The sequence below is a fragment of the Caldicellulosiruptor hydrothermalis 108 genome (genome assembly GCF_000166355.1).
GTDB classification, from domain to species: Bacteria; Bacillota; Thermoanaerobacteria; order Caldicellulosiruptorales; family Caldicellulosiruptoraceae; genus Caldicellulosiruptor; species Caldicellulosiruptor hydrothermalis.
Genome location: NC_014652.1, coordinates 2,594,997 through 2,620,843, shown reverse-complemented (window position 1 = coordinate 2,620,843; position 25,847 = coordinate 2,594,997). Strand labels below are relative to the sequence as shown.

Below are 25,847 nucleotides of genomic sequence, written 5' to 3'. Positions count from 1 at the left end.
AAATGGAAGATATACAAGAATTTTCTGAAATCAAATTTCAAGGCATAAAAATCAACTACCTTTACATCTGCAAAAGAAAACTCTGGCTATTCAGCAAAAACATAACTTTTGAAAGTACATCAGACAAAGTTCTTCTGGGCAAGGTCTTACATGAGTATTCGTATCCAAAAGAGAACACAAAAGAAGTCTTGATTGACAATCTCATCATGATAGATATTTTATCAGACGGCAGTATCAGAGAAGTAAAATATAGCAGTAAAATGAAAGAAGCTGATATAATGCAGGTTATGTACTACCTTTACTATCTCAAACAAAAGGGAATTCAAAAGCAAGGTATAATCAATTATCCGAAAGAAAAAAGAAAAGAGGTGCTTAAGCTGACCCCTGAGTATGAAGAAAAGGTAAAGCAGGCCTTAAAAGAGATAGAAGAAATTACAACAAAATCTATTCCGCCACCTGCACAAAAACAAAAGATTTGCAAGTCGTGTGCATATTTTGAGTTTTGCTGGGGGTAAAATTGTAATGCAAAAGAGCTTATATCTTACTTCAAACGGAAGACTCAAAAGGCATGAAAATACCCTTTATTTTGAAATAGGTGATGAAAAGAGGGCAATTGATATAGAAAACGTTGAACAGATTCACATATTTGGAGAAGTCGATTTGAACACAAAGGCTCTAAACTATATTTCTCAATATGGGATTATTCTTCATTTTTACAACTATTATGGCTTTTATACAGGAAGCTTCTTACCTCGCAAGAAAAATGTGTCTGGAGATGTTGTTGTAAGACAAGCACTTCATTATCTGGATAGAGAAAAGAGGTTATTTTTGGCATATTGTTTTGTTGAATCGGCAGTATACCATATGATGCGAAACTTGAGAGAAAGAAAGGAAGCTGAAGCTTTTTTGATTGCAATCGAGGATGAGTGGGAAAAAGGAAGGTTCAATATATCAAACATTGCAGAGTTGATGGGGCTTGAGGGTCGAATTCGCAATATATATTATCAGTCATTTAATCAGTTCCTGCCAGATGATTTTGCGATGGAAAAGAGAGAAAAAAGACCACCCACAAATCCTATCAATGCTCTTATTTCGTTTGGAAACAGCTTGATTTACAGTCACACTTTGTCTCAAATTTATCAAACTCAGCTTGACCCTAGCATAAGTTTTTTACATGAACCAAGTGAAAAGAGATTTTCCCTCAGCCTTGATATTTCTGAGATTTTTAAACCACTAATTGTTGATACTGTAATATTCAAGCTTCTTAATAACCGTCAGTTAGAGCTTGAGCATTTTGATGAAGATTTAAATTATTGTTATTTAAATCAAGAAGGGAAGAAGATATTTTTAAAAGAGTTTCAAAACAAACTTGAAACTACAGTTCGGCACAGGCAACTAAACAGAAATGTGTCATATAAAGGATTTATAAGACTTGAGTGTTATAAGCTTATAAAACATTTTATAGGAGATCAGATTTATTCGCCTTTGAGAGCATGGTGGTGATAAATTAAAAAGCAGAGTTGAAAATTTATCTTGTAAGAAATTCTATTAAGTTTATAAAGATGCCAGGTTATGTGTTGAACTTTATCTTTTTACATGCTTTATGTTATAGCTGCAATTAAAAAGAGTATTTTCTTTTAAAGTTTATAGACTCAGAAGGGATGTGATTTAAAATATACATTATTGTCACATATGATGTAAACGAAAAAAGAGTAAATAAAGTAAGAAAAATTTTAAAAAAATATTTTACATGGGTTCAAAATTCAGTTTTTGAAGGCGAAATTACTTTTGGAAAGCTTGAAAAATGCAAAAGAGAGCTTTTATCTGTGATAGAAAAGGAAGAAGATTCAGTATACTTCTATGAAATGGAATATAAACTGGTTTGCAACAAAAAAGTATTAGGGCAAGAAAAGAATTATGACTCAATAATTCTATAAATAACAAATATAACTATTTTGCAGCAAAGGGTATTTTTAATGTATTATTTAAATTACTTCTCGTTTCTGCATTTGCAAAACATATACCATTTTCAACCAATTCTCAACCATACCTTTGCTGCAAACTTTTATTTATTGCAATAAATTTGTAAATGCTTTATAATCTAATTATATCAATAAATGAGGTAATTTTTATTTTAGTGGGTTTTATCTGAACTATTAGGGATGTAAACTTTTCTCAACGTTTATGGTAACGTTGATTGATTTCTTGTTTTATCTGAACTATTAGGGATGTAAACATCTGTGCATACGAAACATAGCTTTGCTTAAATGCTAGTTTTATCTGAACTATTAGGGATGTAAACGAGTATGTTAGCAAGAAGTTTGGTAAAGTTTTAGAAAGGTTTTATCTGAACTATTAGGGATGTAAACATAGCAGCTGTGATTAATGCTTACAGTCAGGCAATGGTTTTATCTGAACTATTAGGGATGTAAACTGCAAAGCACGATAAAAGTCTGCCTATCTGCTGTTGGTTTTATCTGAACTATTAGGGATGTAAACGTCCAAAGTCTGGGTATTTTCTTGCCAATCTGATACTGTTTTATCTGAACTATTAGGGATGTAAACTTATTGTGCTTGCCCAATTTTTGATTCAGCTTCAGAAGTTTTATCTGAACTATTAGGGATGTAAACATTTTGTTGTTGGCTTGCAAGCCTAAAAGCTTTTTAAGTTTTATCTGAACTATTAGGGATGTAAACTGTCCACTATTCGCTTAACCTTGTGCTCTTTCTGCTTGTTTTATCTGAACTATTAGGGATGTAAACTGGGTTGTTTATCGCAAAGGAAGAAGAGCGGTAGAAGTTTTATCTGAACTATTAGGGATGTAAACGTCTCATTTTCAGCTCCTAAATCATCAATGATTAAGTTTTATCTGAACTATTAGGGATGTAAACGCATTAAAACTGCATCAGTTAGAGAGAATACACGATGGTTTTATCTGAACTATTAGGGATGTAAACGCTTATGATGATACTTACATTGCAACAAGAAAATACTGTTTTATCTGAACTATTAGGGATGTAAACGCTTCATAGAGTTTGGATTTGAATTGGACTTATTCTGTTTTATCTGAACTATTAGGGATGTAAACGCTTCATAGAGTTTGGATTTGAATTGGACTTATTCTGTTTTATCTGAACTATTAGGGATGTAAACTTAAGCATAAAATTGATTGTCTATGGGCTTTTATATGGTTTTATCTGAACTATTAGGGATGTAAACTCTTTAAAGACTACTAATACTTTGTTTACATCAAGGTTTTATCTGAACTATTAGGGATGTAAACAATTATTATATTGTCGTGTTAAACACTTTCTTTAATGTTTTATCTGAACTATTAGGGATGTAAACGGGACATGTCTCAGAATGTTGCAGAGAATGCATTCGTTTTATCTGAACTATTAGGGATGTAAACAATGGAATTGCTTATGAAGAGTTCTTAGGATATGAGTGTTTTATCTGAACTATTAGGGATGTAAACCACAAAAAGTGATATTGTGATAACTACAGCACATACGTTTTATCTGAACTATTAGGGATGTAAACTCTTAAGAAGCGAATTTGCTATTGATTCTTTTGAACAGTTTTATCTGAACTATTAGGGATGTAAACTCTTCAAGCATAAACTGTTGTTGTTCTGGTGCTTGGTTTTATCTGAACTATTAGGGATGTAAACGTATTTAATGATTAGCAAAGGAATGCCTATAACTGGGTTTTATCTGAACTATTAGGGATGTAAACCTACAATCATCGTTGCTAAATCATCAGCTCTTGTTTGTTTTATCTGAACTATTAGGGATGTAAACTCTCAGCTTCTTCTAGTTCTTGGAGCTCTTCTCGAAGTTTTATCTGAACTATTAGGGATGTAAACGAAGTTCAAGATGTGCCAAGACTGACAAAAGATGAGTGTTTTATCTGAACTATTAGGGATGTAAACCTCTGGAACGGACCGGGGACGGTAAAGGTGGTAATAGTTTTATCTGAACTATTAGGGATGTAAACCTATGCTGTGCTTTGTATTGCTAAGCTATTGCTTCGGTTTTATCTGAACTATTAGGGATGTAAACATTATTGACTTGTTGCTGACTGGAGATTATGCAACAGAGTTTTATCTGAACTATTAGGGATGTAAACTGAAAAGCAAAAAAACAGCTTGCAAACAAAAATAAACAGTGTTTTATCTGAACTATTAGGGATGTAAACCAAAGCCACCTGCTCGTTCAAGTTTAAAACCACTTGTGTTTTATCTGAACTATTAGGGATGTAAACTTGGTGGGGTAATAGTAACCTTTAAGCCAGAAGAAATGTTTTATCTGAACTATTAGGGATGTAAACAGCAGTTTCTTAAGTTCTTCTGCGTCCTGCCTGATTGTTTTATCTGAACTATTAGGGATGTAAACTCTCAATTTCTTTAGCCTTTCACTAAAAGTTGCCAGTTTTATCTGAACTATTAGGGATGTAAACAATTCTCCATTATGCTTGTCCTCCATATTCAGCCTGTGTTTTATCTGAACTATTAGGGATGTAAACGTGCATATCTGCTGGTGATAAGCCCATTTCCTTCCAGGTTTTATCTGAACTATTAGGGATGTAAACGACCTGTCTTTAAAGCCCGTAATGTTCAAACTCAAAAGTTTTATCTGAACTATTAGGGATGTAAACGTGTTTAAAGGACCTCAACGAAGTAGGTGAGGCATTGTTTTATCTGAACTATTAGGGATGTAAACGCGATTAGGAGCTGATGCTCGATGATGATAGACGGGGTTTTATCTGAACTATTAGGGATGTAAACTATATTACATTCTTTTGTTACTTGGAAACAGGTGAAGTTTTATCTGAACTATTAGGGATGTAAACACAAAAGAAAGAGGAAATAGCTAAAAAAATCATAGAGTTTTATCTGAACTATTAGGGATGTAAACTCAAGTGTATCTGCATTGGTCGCATTAGCAACAGCGCTGTTTTATCTGAACTATTAGGGATGTAAACAAAAGATATCGTGCAGTTAGCATACTTGCTTTTGTGTTTTATCTGAACTATTAGGGATGTAAACGCAAGCATAACGCTAAGCAAACTTAAAAGTATTGGAGGTTTTATCTGAACTATTAGGGATGTAAACCAGCTAAAAGTTCTTCAAAGAAGTTTTTCTCACTCATCGTTTTATCTGAACTATTAGGGATGTAAACTGCGTCGTAACAAACTTAAGTATTTCCTGCTCCATCGTTTTATCTGAACTATTAGGGATGTAAACAGGGATTGGGAATGGATAGCAGAGCTTGATGAGAGAGTTTTATCTGAACTATTAGGGATGTAAACATACGAAATCAGCACCCCAGCTCAGCGCTGGAGTGCTGTTTTATCTGAACTATTAGGGATGTAAACATACGAAATCAGCACCCCAGCTCAGCGCTGGAGTGCTGTTTTATCTGAACTATTAGGGATGTAAACTGCTGCAAATCCGCTTGTCTTTTCCCTCACTATCTCGTTTTATCTGAACTATTAGGGATGTAAACGATTGTCAGAAAGACGTTCTTAATCGCATTCCAAACAGTTTTATCTGAACTATTAGGGATGTAAACAGCTGTATCAACTGTCACAGTAAAAGTCGTTGTAGTGTTTTATCTGAACTATTAGGGATGTAAACCTATCAAAAAACTTATTTTTCCAACCATCAATAATTTGTTTTATCTGAACTATTAGGGATGTAAACTGGAACGAAAGGGCCTGGCACGCAGGTCCAACAGCTAGTTTTATCTGAACTATTAGGGATGTAAACATTTATCTCGTCTACAACACATATCATTCCCAGCTGCGTTTTATCTGAACTATTAGGGATGTAAACTCATAATTTGTTAACAATTAGGGTGGTATTGACAAGAGTTTTATCTGAACTATTAGGGATGTAAACAGCAAAAGCATTCAACTTTTTGATTGATGACGTTGAGTTTTATCTGAACTATTAGGGATGTAAACAGATGTGTATTTATTAAGTGTTAGCAACTTGACTTTTGTTTTATCTGAACTATTAGGGATGTAAACACGGTGCAGTTATGCCGTACGTTGTCTTGGGAGAAGAGTTTTATCTGAACTATTAGGGATGTAAACTCGTATCGCTTCTCTAAATCTTCAAGACTCTGTTTTGTTTTATCTGAACTATTAGGGATGTAAACCTTCTTCCAGCACCAAAGCGACAATACTTCACCGGTTTTATCTGAACTATTAGGGATGTAAACTTGAATCAATACTCAACAATCGGTTGGAAGGTTGAAGTTTTATCTGAACTATTAGGGATGTAAACGATAATATTGTTGCAACTTTAAAGAAAGGATTTTTGGTGTTTTATCTGAACTATTAGGGATGTAAACAAGAAAAACAAGAAATGGAAAAAATTGAGATTAGAGTTTTATCTGAACTATTAGGGATGTAAACGTATTTGAGTTTTGGCATGTTTTCTGGCGAGAATTTTGTTTTATCTGAACTATTAGGGATGTAAACCTTTAGCTTTCTGTAGATTTAATATCTTCTGGCCCAGTTTTATCTGAACTATTAGGGATGTAAACTCAAAAGCAATTAACAAAATTATCACTCCTTAAGAAAGGTTTTATCTGAACTATTAGGGATGTAAACTGGTGTTGTGGAATTAGTGGCTACTGACATTAACAATGTTTTATCTGAACTATTAGGGATGTAAACTCAATTAAGTTTGCAAAATATTTAATCTTGTTGAAAGTTTTATCTGAACTATTAGGGATGTAAACGTATACAGGAAGTCTATGAAGGCGACGATATATTGCGTTTTATCTGAACTATTAGGGATGTAAACCACATTCTCAAATCTTCTACGAGTCTTGCCTTACTGTTTTATCTGAACTATTAGGGATGTAAACTTAGGGCGGGGAGAAGTCAATGGTAATTTAGTTTTGTGTTTTATCTGAACTATTAGGGATGTAAACACTAAAGTTATAAGAGACCCTGCTGACTCATCACAGGTTTTATCTGAACTATTAGGGATGTAAACACCGCTACCCCATGAGAATATGAGAAGTGCAGGACTTGTTTTATCTGAACTATTAGGGATGTAAACGAGAGAAGAGTTTTTAAAAGACATACTTTTTAATTCTGTTTTATCTGAACTATTAGGGATGTAAACGTGGTTAACAATGCTATCAACAACGTGAAGCAGGCCCAGTTTTAACTGAACTATTAGGGATGTAAACCAGATAGCGATGATAGGAATAACAAGAAGTGCAGGCGGTTTTATCTGAACTATTAGGGATGTAAACTCAATATCAACAATTCTTGTTCGAATGTATCCTGATACGTTTTATCTGAACTATTAGGGATGTAAACATTTATAAAGCATTCCTGTAATAAACGAAAATGAGTGAAAATGAGAGACTTGTCAAGAATTTTGTGTTTCCAATTTATAACGCAAGTTATAAAGTTGGGTTATGCTATTGATGCATTTTCTAATACTGGGAACTCCATTTTTCCATTTTGAACAGCGTAAGTTCTCTTCTTGTTGCGTAAATATTAATTTCTATGACTTTGGCAGTCTGAAAGTATTCACCTGAATTTACTTCTTTACTTTTCAATCATGCTGTTTACACGTAAGGCGGCGTCTGTGGAAAAGAATATGCTTTCTTAATTCCTCGGGGTATTTCATATGGGCAAGATAAAACTCTGCTTTTTCTGATATTGCAGCAATAAAATCGAGGATATTTTGAAAAATATTCATCACAAAGTTCTTTAAATTTCAATACAGCTTCATCAAAATCAGAAGAAGAGATTTTGATTTTGTCCAAACTCTTGTTAAAAGCTGAAGTATCCTCTTTTGTCATATGTTTTCAGACATTACGTTGGAGGTGGACAAAAGAAGGCTTTATAGTCAGCAAGAGAAAAGGCAAGTTTGACAGCAACTATAATACCTGGAAAGTCATCGCTTATGACAATTAAAACTTCTTTAAGACCTCTTGTAATTAAGTGGTCAAAAACTTTCATCCAATCAGCCTTGTTTTCTTTGCCGAAGAGATGGCAGAATACAAAGATATCTTTTTTACCTTCTAAGTCGATACTAAAGCTGGCATTCCAAGTAGCACGTTTGCCTTTAGAATTGTCCTTAACTTCACTTCTGAATAACCATCGATGATAAGAGCAAAAGCAGATGTTAGCAATTCTCTTTGTTTGAATAATTGAAGTTCATTTTTGAGGTCTTCTTTGATTTTTAGGATTTCGTTTTCGGAATAAGGAAGATTTAAGTTTTTCAAAGTTTGAACAAGGGAACGCTCAAGAATAACCATTGACATACTTGCAACATAAGAAGGTCGGTATACGGACTATCAACTCTTTTGTAGCGGAAAGAAGAGGATAGAAGGTCGGAAATTCTAAGGGCGTGTGCGAGGGACAGAGATTTCAAGACATAAGGCAGGTGTTGCAAGTTTTACTTCAATAAAAACCATTGCCTTTGTCATTGTCATTTTTAGCAAGGCTACTTATCTTTCCGATAACATAAAGCAATCGAGCAAGTTTTACTTTTAGTTGCTAAAGAAGCTTGGCGGTTAGGATCATCTTTGGAGCAATACATATTTAATACTTGCTTCTTGAGCCATGTTTTTAACAGTTTCATAAATTTCGTTTTTATTCATTCCAAGTAGCCCCCTTTAATGATTATTTCAATACTAATTATACAGTGGACACAATTTTATTTTAACTCCCAATGGAATAAAGTCATGTCAAGAAGCAAAGCGCCCCTTTTGGTAGGAGTTCAAATCATAGAGAATGTGTTGAGGGTAAGAAGTGAAGGAAAAAGGAATTAAATGATTTTTTATAGGTAGATTGAAAAATGAGAGCGGGTGGTCGGAGTACATCCTCCATACGGGCGAAGACCCTGCATACGAGCTGAAACTTAAGTCCACACCATAGTAGATGGGACGAAGGAATTGAGGGCAAGTGAGAAAAGACCCTGAGAGACATGAGAGGGTAAACGCCATGGTTATTGTGGGCAAATACCCGCCGTAATATGGGTAAAATATCTAAATTAATACAAAAAGTAGGTTGAGTTTAATCTTCGCATGGTAGAATAAAGCAATAATAGCAATATCAAGAATGATATTATTTGTTTCGATAGCGAAATTTAAAGAAATCGAGAGATATTTTGAGAAAATCAAAGATACATTGAGAGAGGGATTTAAACGCTGTTGAAGAAAGACAGAACACTTTATGATTTGGTTGTTTTATCTGAACTATGAGTGATGTAAACAAGCGTGATTTTATAAAAGCTTCTCTGCAATCATGCCAGTTTTATCTGAACTATGAGGAATGTAAACCTTCGTAATATAAAAAACTAATTGAGATAAAATGGGATATACCTAATTTTTCTGTGACCATTTCTGAATAGGTGGGTAAATAAAATATATCAAAAATCATTGAGAGGACAAATTTTTATGAAAAGAATGAGCATAAAGCCAAAAAACGTAATATCTACATTGATAATCTTGTTTTTAATTATACTACTAATGCCTTTATTAACCTGGCTTCATAAAGACACAAAAAGTTTAAATATATGGATTATTGATAAGACAGTTCCTAACACTGATTACAGGGAGCACGGTGGACTTTTTTGGCTTTTTAATTTCCTCAAAATCAAAAACCCAAATTTAAATTCGTACAATCTTGAAAAAGATTATTTTGGATTTGTACCAAAGAAAAATAGCTCTTCAAATTACCACACAAAAGATATTGACCTAAAAACTCTTGAAAACCAAGCAAACCCAGAAATTATTTACCTCACAGATGCCTATGGTGTTTATGACAATGACCTAAAAAAAGAAAGCAAGATGGACAAAAGGTCTGCCCTTATCTATGGTGGTGTATCAAAAGATGATATTCTCTATATAAAATCAAGCCTCAAAAACAATGTTTTAATAGGAGAGTTCAACATTCTACAATCGCCAACACCTGAGGATATTTCAGTTGAACTGCAAAACTTATTTGGAATAGAATGGACGAAATGGTATGGCAGGTACTATGCCTCGCTTCAAAAAGATCTAGAGGTTCCAGACTTTATAGTTGAGCTTTATGAGAATATGTATAAGTCCAAATGGAGCTTTAAAAAAGCAGGGTTTGTGATTTTGTCAGAAAGTGGGCAAATAGTTGTTTTGGAAAAAGGCAAGGATTTTAGCAGTAAAGCTTTAAAGCTTGAATTTGTAAATAATTATGATGCTTATTTTAATGCTCAAAACGACGTAGGATTTTATTATTGGTTTGAGATAGTAAAGCCCAAAAGTGCAAAAGTGTTGGCAAACTTCAAATTTAACTTAACACCAACTGGGAAAAGAAAGCTCGAAAGTTTCAACCTTCCCCTTGTATTTCCTGCCATTTTGAAACATCAAACTTCTCAGTACACTTCATATTATTTTGCGGGTGATTTTGCTGATCTCAAGCCTAAAAGAGTGCCTTATCAGTACAGTATTGCTGATAGGCTTTACAAAATGTTTACTTTCGAAAAATCAGGATTTCAGGACGCATTTTACTGGAAAGTATATGTGCCTATGATGAAAAGAATTATTTCCGACATCAAACCAAATGGTACAAAGACCATTGCAAATTTTGAACCTATTAAACTTGAAAATGGAATTTCGCTCAAGACAAGGATACAAGAGAATAAGTTTTTGATTTTTACCCAAAACGGTTGGAGAGAGTTTTTCATAAAAGGTGTCAACATGGGTTTGGCACAGCCAGGCAAATACTTTACACAGATGCCAGATGATCCTCTGACATATCTTAGATGGTTTGAAATGATAAGTCAAATGAACGCAAACACAGTAAGACTTTATACCTTGGCACCGCCAGAGTTTTACAAAGCACTAAAAGTATTCAATCTAAAAAATCCAGATAAAAAACTGTATCTCATTCAAGAAATCTGGCCGGATGAAGATGTGCCTGACCAAAACTATCTAAATGCAGAGTATGACAAGGCTTTCAAAAAAGAGATTGAAAACGTCATAGATGCAATTCATGGCAAGGCGCAGATACCAAAAAGAACTGGAAGGGCTTATGGCAGCTACACGGCCGATGTTTCAATGTATACAATTGCTATTCTTATCGGCCGTGAACTTGAGCCAGACGAAGTTATTTCTACAAACACCAAAAACAAAACTGAAACATATGATGGAGAATATATAAAGGTGCGCGGAAGTCCAACAGAAGTCTGGCTTGCAAGCGCTTGTGATTATGCCTTAGAATATGAGACAAGAAAATACAATATGCAGCATCCTGTTGCGATTGTTAGCTGGCCCACTTTAGACCCGATTTCTCATCCTTCTGAGTTCAATGAATATGGGAAAAAGGAGTTGGAATACAACGACAAAGCGGAAATAAATATAAATCACTTTGACCTTGGCAAGAATAACTTGGCAGGCTTTTTTGGTGCATATCATATTTATCCTAACTATCCTGACTTCATGAACAATGAAGATAAGTATAAAAAGTATACTGATGAAGAAGGAAGATTCATGTACGGTGGATATCTAAGAGAATTGATGGAGAATCATACCAAATTTCCAGCTCTTGTTGCCGAGTTTGGTCTTGCAACAGGAATGGGCATTGCACACCAGAACCCAGATGGATATAACCATGGCGGGCTTGATGAAGAAAGTCAGGGCAAGGGCATTGTTCGAATGATGAAGGCGATTAAAAGGGAAGGCTACATTGGTGGACTTATCTTTGAGTGGATGGATGAGTGGGCAAAAAAGACATGGATAACAGAACCTTTTATGATTCCTTATGAAAGGCATGTGCTTTGGCACAACAGGCTTGACCCTGAGCAAAACTATGGGATTTTAGCAAACGAAGCTTCTTTGCCAAAGGACAGGTTTGTTATTTCAGAAGCTGGTAAAATTAAATCATTAGAAATTTCTTCAAACGCTGAATATCTTTATCTAAAGATAGAACTTGACAAAGAGTTTTCAAAAACTGACGAACTTTTGATTGGAATTGACACATATGATAGAAAAAGAGGGGAGTTTAAACTTTCAGAGAAATTAAATTTGTTATTGCCTTCTGGAGTGGAATTCTTGCTAAAGATTACTTTGGATGAATCAAAAATTTTGGCAATCCCGAGTTATAATATTTCAAAAGGCAGATATTCATCGGAGATATCTTTCAGTGCAAAGTTTGAAAATATAATTATGCAAATTAACAAAGAAAGAGTTACTCAAGATGGAAGAAAAATACCAGCTATATATCACAAATTTAGCATTCTTCCAAAAGGCAAGTTTGGTGATTCAAAGTATGCATGGTATGTGGAGAAAAATAGAATCTATATAAGAATTCCCTGGATGCTTTTGAACGTCTCAGACCCGTCAAGCCGCACCGTGTTAGATGACAAAAGGACTTTCAAGCAGCTTTCAAGGGATATACTCAGAACAACAAAAACAGACGGGTTTGTATTTTACTGTGCGCTTTTTGAAGAAGGAAAACTTGGCGATATTCTGCCTGGAAACAGCAACTTTGAAGTTAAAAAGTACATTTGGCAGACTTGGGAGAACGTTGAGTATGTCGAGAGACTAAAAGAGAGTTATAAATACATTCAAGAATTTTTCGCAACAATTGAATAGTTTGATGCGTTTATAATATTGTAAAATAAAATGTCAAGTTGATACTGTTGTATCAATAATAGTATTATGATATCATAGTAAGAAACAAAAGAATTTACAGCAACATTTAGCACAATCAGGTCGAATTTTGTCGAAATTAAGAGAAAATTGTCAAAAAAGTGAAAGGAGTGGAGATTTCAAGTGGGCGTATTGCTTGAAGTTGCTGGTGTGTTAATTTCCATTTATATTTTACTTAAGCTCATAGGTCTTCGCGTCATTCCAAATGACAAAGTGGGAATTGTTGAAAAGTGGTGGTCTTTCAAAGGTTCACTGGATGAACAGATTATAGCGCTGCACGGTGAAGCAGGCTTTCAGCCAGAAGTTTTAAGAGGTGGTATTCATTTTAGAACACCGCTTATGTACAAAGTTCATATTGTGCCTCTTGTCACAATTCCGCAGGGTCAGATTGGCTATGTGTTTGCAAGAGATGGGAAACCATTAGAACCAACCCAGACACTTGGCAGGGTAATTCCTGAGTGCAACAACTTTCAAGATGTGCGCGCCTTTTTGGAAAATGGAGGGCAGAGGGGTCCGCAGCGAGCTATTCTTCGTGAAGGAACATATGCATTTAACCTTGCGCAGTTTATAGTCATCACAGAGGACAAAATTTATTATCTCCCAATGGGCAACAAAGAGGAAAAAGAGATGATAGAGAAGATGGTCCAGACTTTAAAATCACGAAATGCTTTCAGACCGATTGTAATAACAGAGGACAAGGTTGGGATTGTAACTGTACACGACGGACCATCACTTCCAAGTGGTGATATTGTCGCACCAACTGTTGGCGATGACCCATCTGACCCTGAGACTTATCACAACAACTTCCAGGACCCCGAAAAGTTTTTAAAAGCAGGTGGATTTCGTGGAAGACAGCTTCAGGTGCTTGTTGAAGGGACATACTTTATAAACCGTCTCTTTGCCACAGTTGAGCTGATTGACAAAACGGTCATTGAAGTTGGATATGTCGGAGTTGTTGTATCATATGTTGGACCAAAAGGGCAGGATACATCGGGTGAGGACTACAAACATGGTGAGCTTGTTGAAAAAGGATACAGAGGCGTTTGGAAAGATCCTCTGATGCCTGGAAAATACGCATTTAACACCTACGCTGGCAAAATTGTGAAGGTTCCAACTACAAACATAATTCTAAAATGGATAAGCAACCAGACAGGCACGCACCGCTATGACGAAAACCTCAAAGAAGTAAGTTTAATCACAAAAGATGCGTTTGAACCGTCGCTACCATTGGCGGTTGTTCTTCACATAGACTACAGGAAAGCTCCTTTGGTTGTCCAAAGATTTGGAGATTTGAAGATGCTTGTTGAACAGACTCTTGACCCGATGGTATCTGCATACTTTAAAAATATAGGGCAGAAAAAGACCCTCATTGAGCTTATTCAGCAAAGAGATGAGATTCAGAAAATGGCATCTGAAGAGATGAAAGAGAGATTTGCTCATTACAACTTGGAACTTGAAGAGGTTTTAATTGGAACGCCAATGTCATCTCCAAACGACAACAAGATAGACGCAATTTTAGAGCAGCTTCGCGACAGGCAAATTGCCCTTGAGCAGATAGAGACATACTCACGCCAGCAAAAAGCAGCAGAAAAAGAAAGAGAGCTCAGAGAGGCAGAAGCTCGGGCTGCACAGCAAAAACTTTTGACAGAGTCTGAGATAAATATTCAGATTCAGACAAACCAAGGAAAGGCAGAATATCAGAGGTCACTTCAAGAAGCTCAAAAGATTAAAGCCTTGGCTGAGGCAGAAGCAGAAAAAGAAGCGCGAATTGGTATTGGCCGGGCAATTGCAATAGAAGAACAGGTAAAGGCATACGGTGGACCGCAATATCAAGTTCTGCAGGATGTCATGGGCAAGTTTACTCAGGCTTTAGAGAAAACTGGCATAGATATTGTTCCCGAGACAGTTGTTGCAATGGGCGAGAAGTCATCTTCCATTTCTTTCAATGCGTTTGAAATGCTACTGACTTTGCTTTTGACAAAAGAACTTGGTGTTGAGTTCAAGGCAAAAGAGACAGAGGATGAGAATGTCAAAAAGATAAAGCAGGAAATACTAAATTCAATCCTTCTTGCAAAAGAAGATGAAAAAGAAGAGAAAACTGAACAGGTTTCTCAGGGGCTACAGCAGCAAAGTAATGTATCTTAAGCTTTAAGATTTTGCATACATGGTTTATAAAAAGTGCGGCTCTGGGGAAGGAATTTTACAAAATATGCCAGAGCCGCTTTGCTTTTCAGAAAAAGACACTACAAAATTTGAGTTTTGTATGCTAAAATAATTTCATATAGATTGCAAACGTTTGCTCAAAATAAGCTATGGGTATAAATTAATTAGAACAAATTGAAAAAGGGGAGAAATAAGAAAGATGTCAGCTTTAAAAAAGCTTGTTGAGATTCTGAATAATAAAGCAAAAGAGTGGGATGGAAAAAACGATTTCAGAGTACCAAAGCTGTGGGATAGTTTCGGCTATGATGGGTTTGAGAAAAAAGAAAACAATGATGGCACAATCTCAGTAAACCCTTATAAGTTTGTTGCACAGGCGATAGAAAAAGCAATTTTGCCTTGTATGAAAAATAATACTGATTATCTTCAACCACTTTCAGAGATACTTTCTAAAGATAATAGACCTTCAGAAAAAAGTTATAGCAGCTGGATTGAAAAGAGCAGTGTATATGGTATGCAAATTCGTACATTTTCAGCCTGGGACCATGATTGCTCAAAAGAACTTGAACTTGAAAATAGCTTTGGTCTAAAAGACACAGGTACATTTGTTAAAACAATTGCACTTTTGCCATACATAAAAAGAATGGGTTTTGATGCTATCTACACTCTTCCAATTACCAAAAACAGCACAAGGTATAAAAAAGGTGAGATGGGCTCGCCTTATGCAGTCAAGAACTTTTTTGAACTTGACCCAGTGCTTTTTGACCCTATGGCAGGTGAACTTTCAATAGATGAACAATTTAAAGCTTTGATTGAAGCGTGCCATATTCTTGACATAAGATTTATAATTGATATTATTCCACGCACATCTGCGAGAGATTCTGATTTCATACTGGAACATCCTGACTGGTTTTACTGGATTAAAATAGATGATTTAAAAGACTATGGTCCACCAAAGTTGACTTTGATAAAAGAATTCACAAAAGCAAATGAAGAAAACATTGAGCTTATATACAAAGACCCGGCTGTGCAAAAGCACATTAAAAAGTTTGTACCATCACCTGACAGGTTTGCACCGCAAAAGTGGCAGAGTATAAAAGAAAGGTGCGAAAAAGACAAAAACCTTGACTTTTTCGAGCTAATTGAAAAAGAGATTGGGATAACTACTGCACCAGCTTTTTCAGACTGTCTTAATGACCCGCAGCCGCCTTGGACAGATGTGACGTATTTGAGGCTGTATCTTGACAATCCTGTGCAGTCTGCAAAGTATGTAGATGAAAGCCAGCCGCCGTATATTCTTTTTGATGTTATAAGAGGAAATATCTTCAAAGGCAAAATGCCAAACAAAGAGCTTTGGGAAAAAATTGCAAGCATCATTGTACATTACCAGAAGAACTTTGGTATAGATGGTGCAAGGATTGACATGGGTCACGCTCTTCCAAAAGAGCTGGAAGATATGATAATCTCAAATGCCAGAAAAGTAGACCCCGAATTTTGCTTTATTGCAGAAGAACTTTCGATGAATGCGCACAGAAAAGCAAAACAGTCAGGGTATGACATGATAATAGGTGATCTTTGGGCAAGAGAACCACGATACTATCAAGGAACGCTGAAAAAGGTTTTGGATATACTTTTGCAGCTTGAAGTTCCTGTTTTTGCAGCATGTGAGATTCCAGACAGTCCGCGCGCAGCTTCAAGGCTTGGAAAAAGAGAATTTTCACGGTTTGCGACAGTTTTAAATTTCTTTTTACCAAACAGCGTGCCTTTTGTCACGTGCGGGCAGGAAGTTTATGAAGTTCAGCCAATGAACTTAGGTCTTGACCCGCAACCAGAAGGCAAGTTTATGCTTTCTAAATCAGACCCTCTTTATGGGAAACTTGCGTTTTTTGACAAATACGCTCTTCACTGGACAAACGAAGGTGCAGATGAAATGATAGCTTTAATTGAAGGAGTAGCTAAGATAAGAAAAGAATATTTGGACTTTATGAGTAAAGAAAACTTTTTCAAGATTCCTCACAACAGCAAATTTGTCTTGGCATTTGGATACAAACTTTTTACTGAACATGAGAAGCAGTACCTGATTGTAGTTGCAAATGCTGATATTTTACGAAAAAGAAAAATAAGGTTGGATTTGATGAAAGCAGGTTTATTTGATGTGGGGAAAGGAAGGCAAATTGAGTGTATCTACTCTCTAAAAGGAGATAAAAATCATGTTTACGATTTTCCACACGTTACAGTTGATATGGAAACTCTTGATATAAAAATTTTAAAGGTAAAATAAAAAATTGGCACTTTCCTTGCATGAGCAAAGGGGTAAAATAAAATGTATGAATATTTCAGTGCAAGGAGATGAATTTTGCGAGAGATGAAAAAGATTTATTATTGCTTTCCTGGTGGCAGGTTCAAAGCACTGACAATGAGCTATGACGATGGCAAAAAGCAGGATATAAAACTTGTTGAAATTTTTAACAAGTTTGGAATTAAAGGGACATTTAATTTAAACGCTGGACTTTTGGGGCAAGATGATAGAATTTCAAAAGAAGATGTAAAAAAGCTTTATGAAGGTCATGAGGTTGCATCGCATACTTACAATCATCCAACAATTGCAAGGTGTCCTCATGACCAAATTGTTCAGCAGATAATTGAGGACAGAAAAATTTTAGAAGACATTGTTGGATATCCAGTAAGAGGACTTGCCTATCCAAATGGATCTTATACATCTGAGATAAAAAAGCTCCTGCCATACTGTGGAATTGATTATGCAAGAATAGTTGGGGATAGTTTTGATTTTGCACTTCCGTTTGATTTTTATGAATGGAAGGCAACCTGCCACCATAACCATAATCTTTTAAAACTTGCAGAGCAGTTTTTAAGCTTTTATAAGAAGCAATATCTGTATCTTTTTTATGTCTGGGGACACAGCTATGAGTTTGACAACGACAACAACTGGGATTTAATTGAAGAATTTTGTAGAATGGTTGGCAATCAACCAGATATCTGGTATGCAACAAACATCGAGATTGTTGATTACATAAAAGCCTTGCAAAATCTCAAGTTTTCAGCAAACGGCGAGTTTGTATACAACCCATCTTCAATTGACGTCTGGATTTCTGTAGATGATAAGATTGTTAAGGTTGAAGGTGGGAAGATAACAAAGCTTTGATAATAGATACAACAACATTAGAGGGGCTTAAAACCCCTCTTTTTTTATTACCTTATAAATAGCCTTTTGCAAAAACGCTCAAGATGAGCGTTATCAAGCTTTACATAGAATCAAAAAAGACTGGTCACCCTCCTCATAATTGTAGTAAAATATGATTATATAAAACAAATTTTCTACTATGAGGAGGGTTCCAAAATGTTCAACACCAAACCTAAACAACTTTCTTTCATAGACCTATTCTCCCACCTAAAGGCTTCGGCTCTCTACAAGCCTGAAAGCCTCTTGGGCTTGTTCAATAAATTCATTGACTTGTCACATTATATACCTTCTTCTTTCTACAATGCCTACTACAAATATTTCGGTAAGCATAGATACTTTTCTTTAGAATCTATGCTTTGTTGCTTCCTCGTCCAAAAATTGCTCAAACTCAATACTTTAACTCAGCTTCGTGCTGTCTTACTCAACTCATTCGAACTTCGCTCATTTTGTAATCTTCATGGCAATGTCCCTTCTATCTCTACTCTCTCTCGCTTTAGAAAAATATTTGCAAGTGAAATCCATAAACTTTTTCAAAATATCTCTATCCATGCACATAATATTTCCATCCAACAATGCCCTCAAGATTCTTCAATCTTAATCTTCGACACAACAGGTATTGTCCCAAAGGTTCGTGAAAACAATCCTAAATTCATTCATCTACTGCTGAAAAATACCTCAAAAGCTAACCCTGAACTTCCCTCTGAAAAAGTCTACTCTCTCGTTTATTCTTCTTTGCCTAAAACTGCTAACGCTAATTCTAACATCCGTCTTATGTTTGTAAATGGCCATTTCTGCTGGGCTTTAAAATTTGCAGTCATTACCAACGCTCTCGGTATCCCTTTAGCTTTAGTACCTCTGTTTAACTATGATTCCCCTTCCTCTGACCCACAAGAAGCAAAAGCTATCTCCGACTCTAAAGGTTTAATTCCTTCGCTCGAAACTTTATTCTCTTATATCCCCAAAAATTTCTCCACTTTCATCGCCGACAGTGCTTTGGATTCCCACAACATATACTCCACTTTAAAAAATACCTTTAACTTCTCCAAAATCGTTATTCCACTAAATACAAGAGCTTCTAAAAATACTACACCTACATCAGACCCCAATATCGTTATTTCTGAAGATGGTATCCCTATCTGCAAAAAGTTCAACAAACCTTTTAAACCCGAAGGCAAATGTCAGGGTAAAAATCGCTCTTTGCGCCTTAAATGGACTTGCCCTATGTCACAATACAAAGATGGCAAACGCATCTGCTCTTGCCCTCAGCCTTGTACTACCTCTAAATCGGGTAGAATGTTCTATACATACCCAGATAACTTTCGCTCTTTCCCAGGTATCAACAGAAATTCACAAGAGTTTTTTGACCTCTACAAAAAACGTGTCGCTGTAGAGCAGACTATTTACCACCTGAAATCCTACATGGGCTCTGATACTATCTCTACTTATGACCATATTTCTATTTTCTCTGATTTCTTGCTATCTGCCATTACTTTCTCGCTCTTGTTTATTCTCGCTCACAATATCAAACTCTATTGCTCTAAATTGACTATCAAAAAACTTAACAAGCTCAAAAAACTTATCGCTTAATACTACTATTTTTTAAATCTATTTCTTACAAAAAATTTCTGGTTTTGTTTTTACTTAACCTTCTAAAACAAGGAGTTAAGAAGGCTTAGGATATTATTGTCTTTTTTGAAGTTGTTAATTTTTGTCATATGTTTGTTGCTGATTATTTTTGCTGGTATTGATAATATTTGGTTTTCACTTCTCTTTTCTTTTTGTATCTTGATTGTATTTCATGTTAGTATTGGTGCCTTTTACCTTCAATCACCACCTATTTTGCAAACGCCTATATTACCTTATAAAATTAGTAAATACCTTTGCCTCTTTTGCAGGTTCCAAAACACTGCCTTTTCCATTTTCAACAAGCTTCAAAAGCCAAGCCATGTTTTTGCCAAGCACTTTCATAATCTGGACGCCTTCTTCATCCTGCAAAACTTTATTTTTTCACTTTTCACAATGTCATCTTATTATACATGTGCAAATCAAACAAATTTAGACAAGAAGGCATATATTTTTTGTAAAAGGTGCTTGACAGGGCAGCTTTCATGTTCTATAATGAAATTAATCATAAATGAGCATAAATGATTAAATTCATTCACCAAAATGAGCACAAACGAAAGGTGAATAAAATGTTTGCAGAGGAAAGAAAAAGTAAAATAGCTCAGATGATTAAAAGTGGGCAAAGTGTCAAGGTTTCAGAACTTGCAAAGCTGTTTGGTGTGTCAGAGTCTACCATAAGAAGAGATTTGGCGGAGCTTGAAGCTCTGGGGATAATAAAAAGAACTCATGGTGGGGCGGTCAACAATTTTATTACCTCTTTTGAGCCTTCTTTTGCAGAAAAAGAAGACAAGTTTGCAAAAGAAAAGGAGTATATAGGCAAGCTTGCAGCAAGCTTTATTCACGATGGTGATACCCTCATCCTTGACTCTGGAACAACAACCCAGTACATTGCACGAAACATAAATGCAAAAAATATAACTGTAATAACTAACTCAGTAAACATAGCATACGAACTTTCTAACAATGATAATTTTGAAGTGATTGTGACAGGAGGAGTTATAAGGACAAAGACAAAAGCTCTTGTTGGAGATATAACACAAAGCGTTCTCAGGCAATTTAGGGTTGACAAAGCTTTTGTGGCAGCAAACGGAGTGTCGATAGAGTTTGGAGTGACAACGCCAAGCCATGTTGAGGCTGCTATAAAAAGAGCAATGATAGAAAATGCAAAAGAGGTTTTTTTGGTTGCAGACAGTTCAAAATTTGGCCAGGTTACTTTTTCACTCATATGTCCTGTGGAAAGGCTTGATTATATTATAACTGATAAGATGGATGACAGACAAAGAGCTGAGTATGAAAAACTTGGTGTAAAGGTCATAACATAAAACTTTAAATTTCAAGGTGGGATCAAATTGATCTATACAGTCACACTAAATCCAGCAATAGATATGACAGTGTATATCGATGAGCTAAAAAAAGGGCAAGTAAACAGAAGCAACCATTGTTTAATAGATGCAGGTGGAAAAGGCATAAATGTTTCAAAGGTTATAAAATCCTTGGGCGGAAAATCAATTGCACTTGGTTTTTTAGGAAATGACAATAAAGACTGGTTTTTGAAATACTTAAAAAACATGCAGATTGATTATGACTTTATTTTTGTAGATGGTCTTACACGAACAAATATCAAAATTGTTGAGACGGCACAAAAAGTTTATACTGACCTCAATCAAAATGGTTTTGAAGTGAAGAAGAAAGACATAAACCTTTTGTTTGATAAGATAGATAGAATTGCAAAAACTGATGACATCTTTGTGCTCTCAGGAAGCCTTCCACCTGGTACAGATGAAGATGTGTATGTAGAGCTTATAAGAATGCTAAAACGAAAAGGCGCAAAGGTTATATATGATGCCGACGGGAAAGCGCTTGAGAGCGGTGTTTTAGAAAAGCCAGATGTTATAAAGCCTAATATCCATGAATTTAAATGTCTTTTTGATGTCGAGGAAAATGATTTAAATTCTATTGTAAGTTCAGCAAAAAAACTTATAGAAAATGGGATAAAAAAGGTTTTGATTTCGATGGGGTCAAAGGGTGCAGTTTTTGTGACAGAAAACATGGAGCTGTTTGCAAAGGCAGCTGAGGTTAAAGTAAAAAGCACAACAGGTGCTGGCGATTCAATGGTTGCAGCTATTTCTTACGGGCTTTCGCAAAATATGGATGATGTATCTATTTTCAAACTTGCTTTAGCCTGTGCAGCGGCAAAAGTTTCAAAGGAAGGCGTAAAACCGCCTGAGAAAAATGAAATTGAGGGGTTTTTAGAAAAAATAAAATTAGAAAGGCTGGGGGAATTAAAATGGATATAAAAGCTTTGTTTTCACCATCAAGAATGAGTTTTGATCTGCAGGCAGAAACAAAAGAAGCAGTTATTGACGAGCTTATAGATCTTCTCTATAAAGATGGAAAACTATCTGATAAAGAAAAGTTTAAAAAGGCAGTTACAAAACGTGAAGAAGAATTTTCAACAGGTATAGGTATGGGCATTGCAATTCCTCATGGAAAAGATAGTTCAGTTTTAGAGCCTTGTATTACCTTTGGTGTTTCTAAAAAGGGGGTAGATTTTGATTCTATGGATGGAGAGCCTGCATATATATTCTTTCTAATTGCAGTTCCTGAAAATGCGGATGATACACATCTTCATGTATTGAGTTTTATATCACGAAAACTTATGCATGAAGATGTGAGAAAAAAATTATATAATGCTAAGTCTTTTGAAGATGTCATAACTGCTTTTGAAGAAAAATAAAAAATGAGGAGGAATGGGAAGATGAAAAAAATTGTGGCTGTCACATCTTGCCCCACTGGAATTGCCCACACATACATGGCGGCAGAGGCACTTCAGATGGCGGCAAAAGAGCTTGGGGTTGAAATCAAGGTCGAAACAAGAGGATCTGTCGGTGCAGAAAATGAGATAACACCCGAAGATTTAAAAGAGGCACATGCAGTTATACTTGCATGCGACACAAAGATTGATGAGGACAGGTTCCAAGGGCTTCCAATTGTACGAGCAAGTGTGAAGGATGCTATCAAAGATCCCAAAGGGCTTATTACAAAGGCTATGAACATGGAGAAGAAGGACTATGTTGACAAGGTCTTTGAAGCCAAGAAAGAAGCAAAAGAAAAGGCAACTGGTGTTTACAAGCATTTGATGACAGGTGTTTCTTATATGATTCCTTTTGTTGTCGCAGGTGGTATTTTAATTGCAATATCCTTTGCGTTTGGAATTAAAGCTTTTGAGAAAAAAGGAACACTTGCAGCAGCGCTCATGGACATAGGCGGTGGCAGTGCATTTTATCTCATGGTTCCAATACTGGCTGGCTTTATTGCATTTTCGATTGCAGACAGGCCTGGGCTTGTACCAGGAATGATAGGTGGGCTTTTGGCAAATAAGCTTGGAGCAGGTTTTTTGGGCGGCATTGTTGCAGGGTTTGCAGCCGGGTATTTAGTTGCATGGCTTAAGAAAACCATAAAGCTACCAAAGACAATGGAAGGTTTGATGCCGGTATTGATACTTCCTGTTTTGTCAACATTGATTATTGGTTTGGGTATGATATATGTTGTAGGCGAACCTGTTGCAGCTTTAAATAAGGCAATGACTGAATGGCTCAAGAGCATGAGCAGTGGCAGCGCTGTGTTACTTGGAATAATTTTGGGTTTGATGATGGCGTTTGATATGGGTGGACCTGTCAACAAAGCTGCATATACATTTGCTGTATCAACTTTGGCGGCAGGTCAGCCTTCAACAATAATGGCAGCTGTCATGGCAGCAGGTATGACACCACCACTTGGTTTGGCACTTGCAACCTTGATAGCAAAGGATAAATTTACAACAGAAGAAAGAGAAGCAGGAAAGGCGGCATTCTTCCTTGGGATTTCATTTATAACTGAAGGTGCTATTCCATTTGCTGCTGCAGATCCACTGAGGGTTATTCCATCTATTATGATTGGATCAGCAGTAACTTCGACCCTGAGCATTTTGTTCAAATGTACTTTGGCAGTTCCACATGGCGGGATATTTGTACTGCCGATACCAAACGCTGTAGGAAATTTACTCTTGTATGCGGTGGCTATTGCAATAGGAACAGTTGTAACAGCACTTATAGTTTCGGTTTTAAAGCCAAAGAAGGTTTGATAAGAAGCTTTCGAGGCAGGTGAGTGCCTGCCTTTTCTTCTTTCAAATAAACTTATCATATGGCGGAGGAGGATTTTAAATGGTTGAAGCTAAAGTTGTTTTAAAAAATCCAACAGGTCTTCACGCAAGGCCTGCCAGCATATTTGTGACTGAAGCGGGGAAGTTTAAAAGTGATATTTTTATTATAAAAGACGGGAAGGAAGTAAATGCAAAAAGTATTTTAAACATTTTGGCAATTGGTGCTAAAAAAGGTGATGAGATTATTCTCAAAGTTGTAGGCGAAGATGAAGATAAGGCTTTAAAACGTTTAGTGGATTTGTTAGAGAATCTAAATGAGTAAGTTGATGGGGGTAAATAGTGTGGTGATAAAAGGCATTCCTGTCTCAGAAGGGATTGGATTAGGAAGAGCAGTTGTAATCAAAGAAAGTGAATATACAGTCAAAAAGACAAAAATAGAGGATACTGGTGCTGAGCTGAGACGCTTTTTGGATAGCATAGAAAAAGCAAAAGAACAGATAAGGAAGATAAAAGCTGAAAGTCAGGAAAGTATGGGCGAAAAAAACGCAATGATTTTTGATGCCCATCTTTTAATCCTTGATGACCCAGAATTTTTAAATATGGTAAAGGAAAAGATAGAAGAAGGGATTAATGCTGAGTTTGCCATTGATGAGTCGGCAAGGTTTTTTGAAAATATTCTTTTGAGTTTAGAAGATGAATATATGAGAGAGAGGGCAAATGATATAAAAGATGTAGCTTTGAGACTAATTAGAATTTTGAATGGAGAAGAACAAATAGATCTAAAAAATCTTCCTGAGGACAGTATTTTGGTTGCTCATGACCTTACCCCTTCACAAATAGCCCAAATAAATAAACAAAATGTGCGGGGATTTGTCACAGAGAAAGGTGGCAAAACTTCTCATACAGCAATAATTGCAAGAACATACGAAATTCCTGCAGTTGTTGGTGTAGAAGATATAATCAATAAAATAAAAGATGGAGATTTTTTGATTGTAGATGGCTATGAGGGGTTTGTCTATGTGAATCCTGAAGAGGATTTAATAAAGGAGTATGAAAAGAAGCTTGTGGAAGAAAATAAGAGAAAAGAAGAGTTAAAAAGCTTTTTGTATGTTGAGTCCAAGACACAAGATGGGAAAAGGATAAAACTGTTTGCAAATATTGCGCATATAGAAGAGATTGACGCTGCCCTGAAAAATGGAGCAGAAGGAATTGGGCTTTTCAGAACAGAGTTTTTGTTCATGGATAGAAGCCAGCCACCATCAGAAGATGAACAGTTTGAAGTTTATAAAACTGTACTTGAAAAGATGGAAGGCAAGCCGGTTATTATAAGAACTTTGGATGTCGGGGGAGACAAGAATATTTCATATTTGAATATAGATAAAGAAGAAAATCCTTTTTTGGGGTACAGAGCTATCAGGCTCTGCTTAGGAAATAAAGAGCTTTTTAAAACTCAGCTGAGGGCGCTTTTAAGAGCATCTATTTATGGAAAACTCAAAATAATGTTTCCTATGATAACCTGTATTGATGAAGTGTATCAGGCAAAATGGATTATCCAGGAAGCCAAAGAAGAGCTCAAAAAAGAAAATATTAGCTACTCACAAAACATCGAAATTGGTATAATGATAGAAACTCCTGCTGCAGCAGTTATCTCAGATATTTTGGCTAAAGAAGTTGACTTTTTTAGCATAGGGACAAATGACCTTATCCAGTACACCCTTGCAATTGACAGGACAAATGATAAAGTGTCGTACCTGTACAATCCTTTGCACCCGGCGATTTTGAGACTTATTAAGATGACAGTTGAAAATGCTCACAAAAGAGGCATAGAGGTTGGGGTGTGCGGAGAGATTGCATCAAACCAGGAATTTGTTTCCGTTTTGATAGGGCTTGGTGTTGATGAGCTAAGCGTAAATCCTTCTAAGATATTAAATGTAAAGAAGAAAATTTTACAAACAAGGTTTGAGGAAGAAAACCTTCGTGTAAGAGAGCTTTTGAATTGGCAGTAAAATAAAAAAATAGCAGGGCTGGATTTGAAAAAGCTAAAGTGAA

The 25,847-nt window shown here is 35.9% G+C and carries 14 protein-coding genes, 2 pseudogenes and 1 CRISPR repeat array; of the genes and pseudogenes, 14 read left to right on the top strand and 2 right to left on the bottom strand.

Features of this window, described 5'->3' with window-relative positions; translation table 11 throughout:
- The first annotated feature begins 2 nt into the window (after positions 1-2).
- From cas4 to cas2, 3 genes are all read left to right on the top strand, one after another.
- Positions 3-515 (top strand): CRISPR-associated protein Cas4, encoded by a 513-nt coding sequence (gene cas4, locus CALHY_RS12605; RefSeq protein ID WP_013404322.1) that lies wholly within the window; start codon positions 3-5, stop codon positions 513-515.
- A 7-nt stretch (positions 516-522) separates the two neighbouring features.
- Positions 523-1,503 carry a type I-B CRISPR-associated endonuclease Cas1b gene (cas1b, locus tag CALHY_RS12600; RefSeq protein ID WP_013404321.1) on the top strand — a complete coding sequence of 327 codons (981 nt, stop codon included), beginning with the start codon at positions 523-525 and terminating at the stop codon, positions 1,501-1,503.
- A 170-nt stretch (positions 1,504-1,673) separates the two neighbouring features.
- Entirely contained in the window at positions 1,674-1,937 is a 264-nt protein-coding gene (gene cas2 / locus CALHY_RS12595) for a CRISPR-associated endonuclease Cas2 (RefSeq protein ID WP_013404320.1), read from the top strand.
- Between the two features lie 204 nt (positions 1,938-2,141).
- A CRISPR array of direct repeats spans positions 2,142-7,348; the repeat unit is 29 nt; unit sequence GTTTTATCTGAACTATTAGGGATGTAAAC.
- A 52-nt stretch (positions 7,349-7,400) separates the two neighbouring features.
- On the opposite strand, the pseudogene CALHY_RS12590 reads toward cas2, so the two are convergent.
- Positions 7,401-8,643: pseudogene (locus tag CALHY_RS12590) on the bottom strand (IS256 family transposase).
- A 798-nt stretch (positions 8,644-9,441) separates the two neighbouring features.
- Between CALHY_RS12590 and CALHY_RS12585 the strand changes: the two are divergent.
- The 5 genes from CALHY_RS12585 to CALHY_RS12565 all read left to right on the top strand — a co-directional run bounded on the left by CALHY_RS12585 (position 9,442) and on the right by CALHY_RS12565 (position 19,621).
- The gene (locus CALHY_RS12585) at positions 9,442-12,615 is read left to right on the top strand and encodes a hypothetical protein (protein ID WP_013404319.1); all 3,174 of its coding nucleotides are present in this window, start codon (positions 9,442-9,444) and stop codon (positions 12,613-12,615) included.
- A gap of 180 nt (positions 12,616-12,795) precedes the next feature.
- Positions 12,796-14,817: an SPFH domain-containing protein gene (locus CALHY_RS12580; RefSeq protein ID WP_013404318.1), complete on the top strand. Its 2,022-nt coding sequence runs from the start codon at positions 12,796-12,798 to the stop codon at positions 14,815-14,817.
- A gap of 217 nt (positions 14,818-15,034) precedes the next feature.
- A complete protein-coding gene (locus CALHY_RS12575; RefSeq protein ID WP_013404317.1) occupies positions 15,035-17,113 on the top strand; it encodes an alpha-amylase family glycosyl hydrolase in 2,079 nt (692 codons plus the stop codon).
- 84 nt (positions 17,114-17,197) lie between these two features.
- Positions 17,198-17,995, top strand: a complete 798-nt coding sequence (locus CALHY_RS12570) for a polysaccharide deacetylase family protein (protein WP_041723223.1) — start codon at positions 17,198-17,200, stop codon at positions 17,993-17,995.
- 195 nt (positions 17,996-18,190) lie between these two features.
- A complete protein-coding gene (locus tag CALHY_RS12565) occupies positions 18,191-19,621 on the top strand; it encodes an ISNCY-like element ISCahy1 family transposase (protein WP_013402019.1) in 1,431 nt (476 codons plus the stop codon).
- A 267-nt stretch (positions 19,622-19,888) separates the two neighbouring features.
- On the opposite strand, the pseudogene CALHY_RS13485 reads toward CALHY_RS12565, so the two are convergent.
- A pseudogene (locus CALHY_RS13485) lies at positions 19,889-20,035 on the bottom strand (flavodoxin family protein); the annotation flags it as partial.
- A 191-nt stretch (positions 20,036-20,226) separates the two neighbouring features.
- Between CALHY_RS13485 and CALHY_RS12560 the strand changes: the two are divergent.
- The 6 genes from CALHY_RS12560 (at position 20,227) to ptsP (ending at position 25,804) form a co-directional block, all read left to right on the top strand.
- On the top strand, positions 20,227-20,979 hold the full coding sequence (locus CALHY_RS12560) for a DeoR/GlpR family DNA-binding transcription regulator (RefSeq protein ID WP_041723222.1): 753 nt from the start codon (positions 20,227-20,229) through the stop codon (positions 20,977-20,979).
- A 27-nt stretch (positions 20,980-21,006) separates the two neighbouring features.
- Positions 21,007-21,954, top strand: a complete 948-nt coding sequence (gene pfkB / locus CALHY_RS12555; protein ID WP_013404313.1) for a 1-phosphofructokinase — start codon at positions 21,007-21,009, stop codon at positions 21,952-21,954.
- Complete coding sequence (locus CALHY_RS12550; protein WP_013404312.1) at positions 21,945-22,394, top strand: PTS sugar transporter subunit IIA; 450 nt, start codon at positions 21,945-21,947, stop codon at positions 22,392-22,394. The genes pfkB and CALHY_RS12550 overlap by 10 nt, the downstream gene beginning before the upstream one ends.
- A 21-nt stretch (positions 22,395-22,415) precedes the next feature.
- Complete coding sequence (locus CALHY_RS12545; RefSeq protein ID WP_013404311.1) at positions 22,416-23,780, top strand: PTS fructose transporter subunit IIC; 1,365 nt, start codon at positions 22,416-22,418, stop codon at positions 23,778-23,780.
- 79 nt (positions 23,781-23,859) lie between these two features.
- The gene (locus CALHY_RS12540; protein WP_013404310.1) at positions 23,860-24,120 is read left to right on the top strand and encodes an HPr family phosphocarrier protein; all 261 of its coding nucleotides are present in this window, start codon (positions 23,860-23,862) and stop codon (positions 24,118-24,120) included.
- Entirely contained in the window at positions 24,113-25,804 is a 1,692-nt protein-coding gene (gene ptsP, locus CALHY_RS12535) for a phosphoenolpyruvate--protein phosphotransferase (RefSeq protein ID WP_013404309.1), read from the top strand. The genes CALHY_RS12540 and ptsP overlap by 8 nt, the downstream gene beginning before the upstream one ends.
- Positions 25,805-25,847 lie beyond the last annotated feature (43 nt).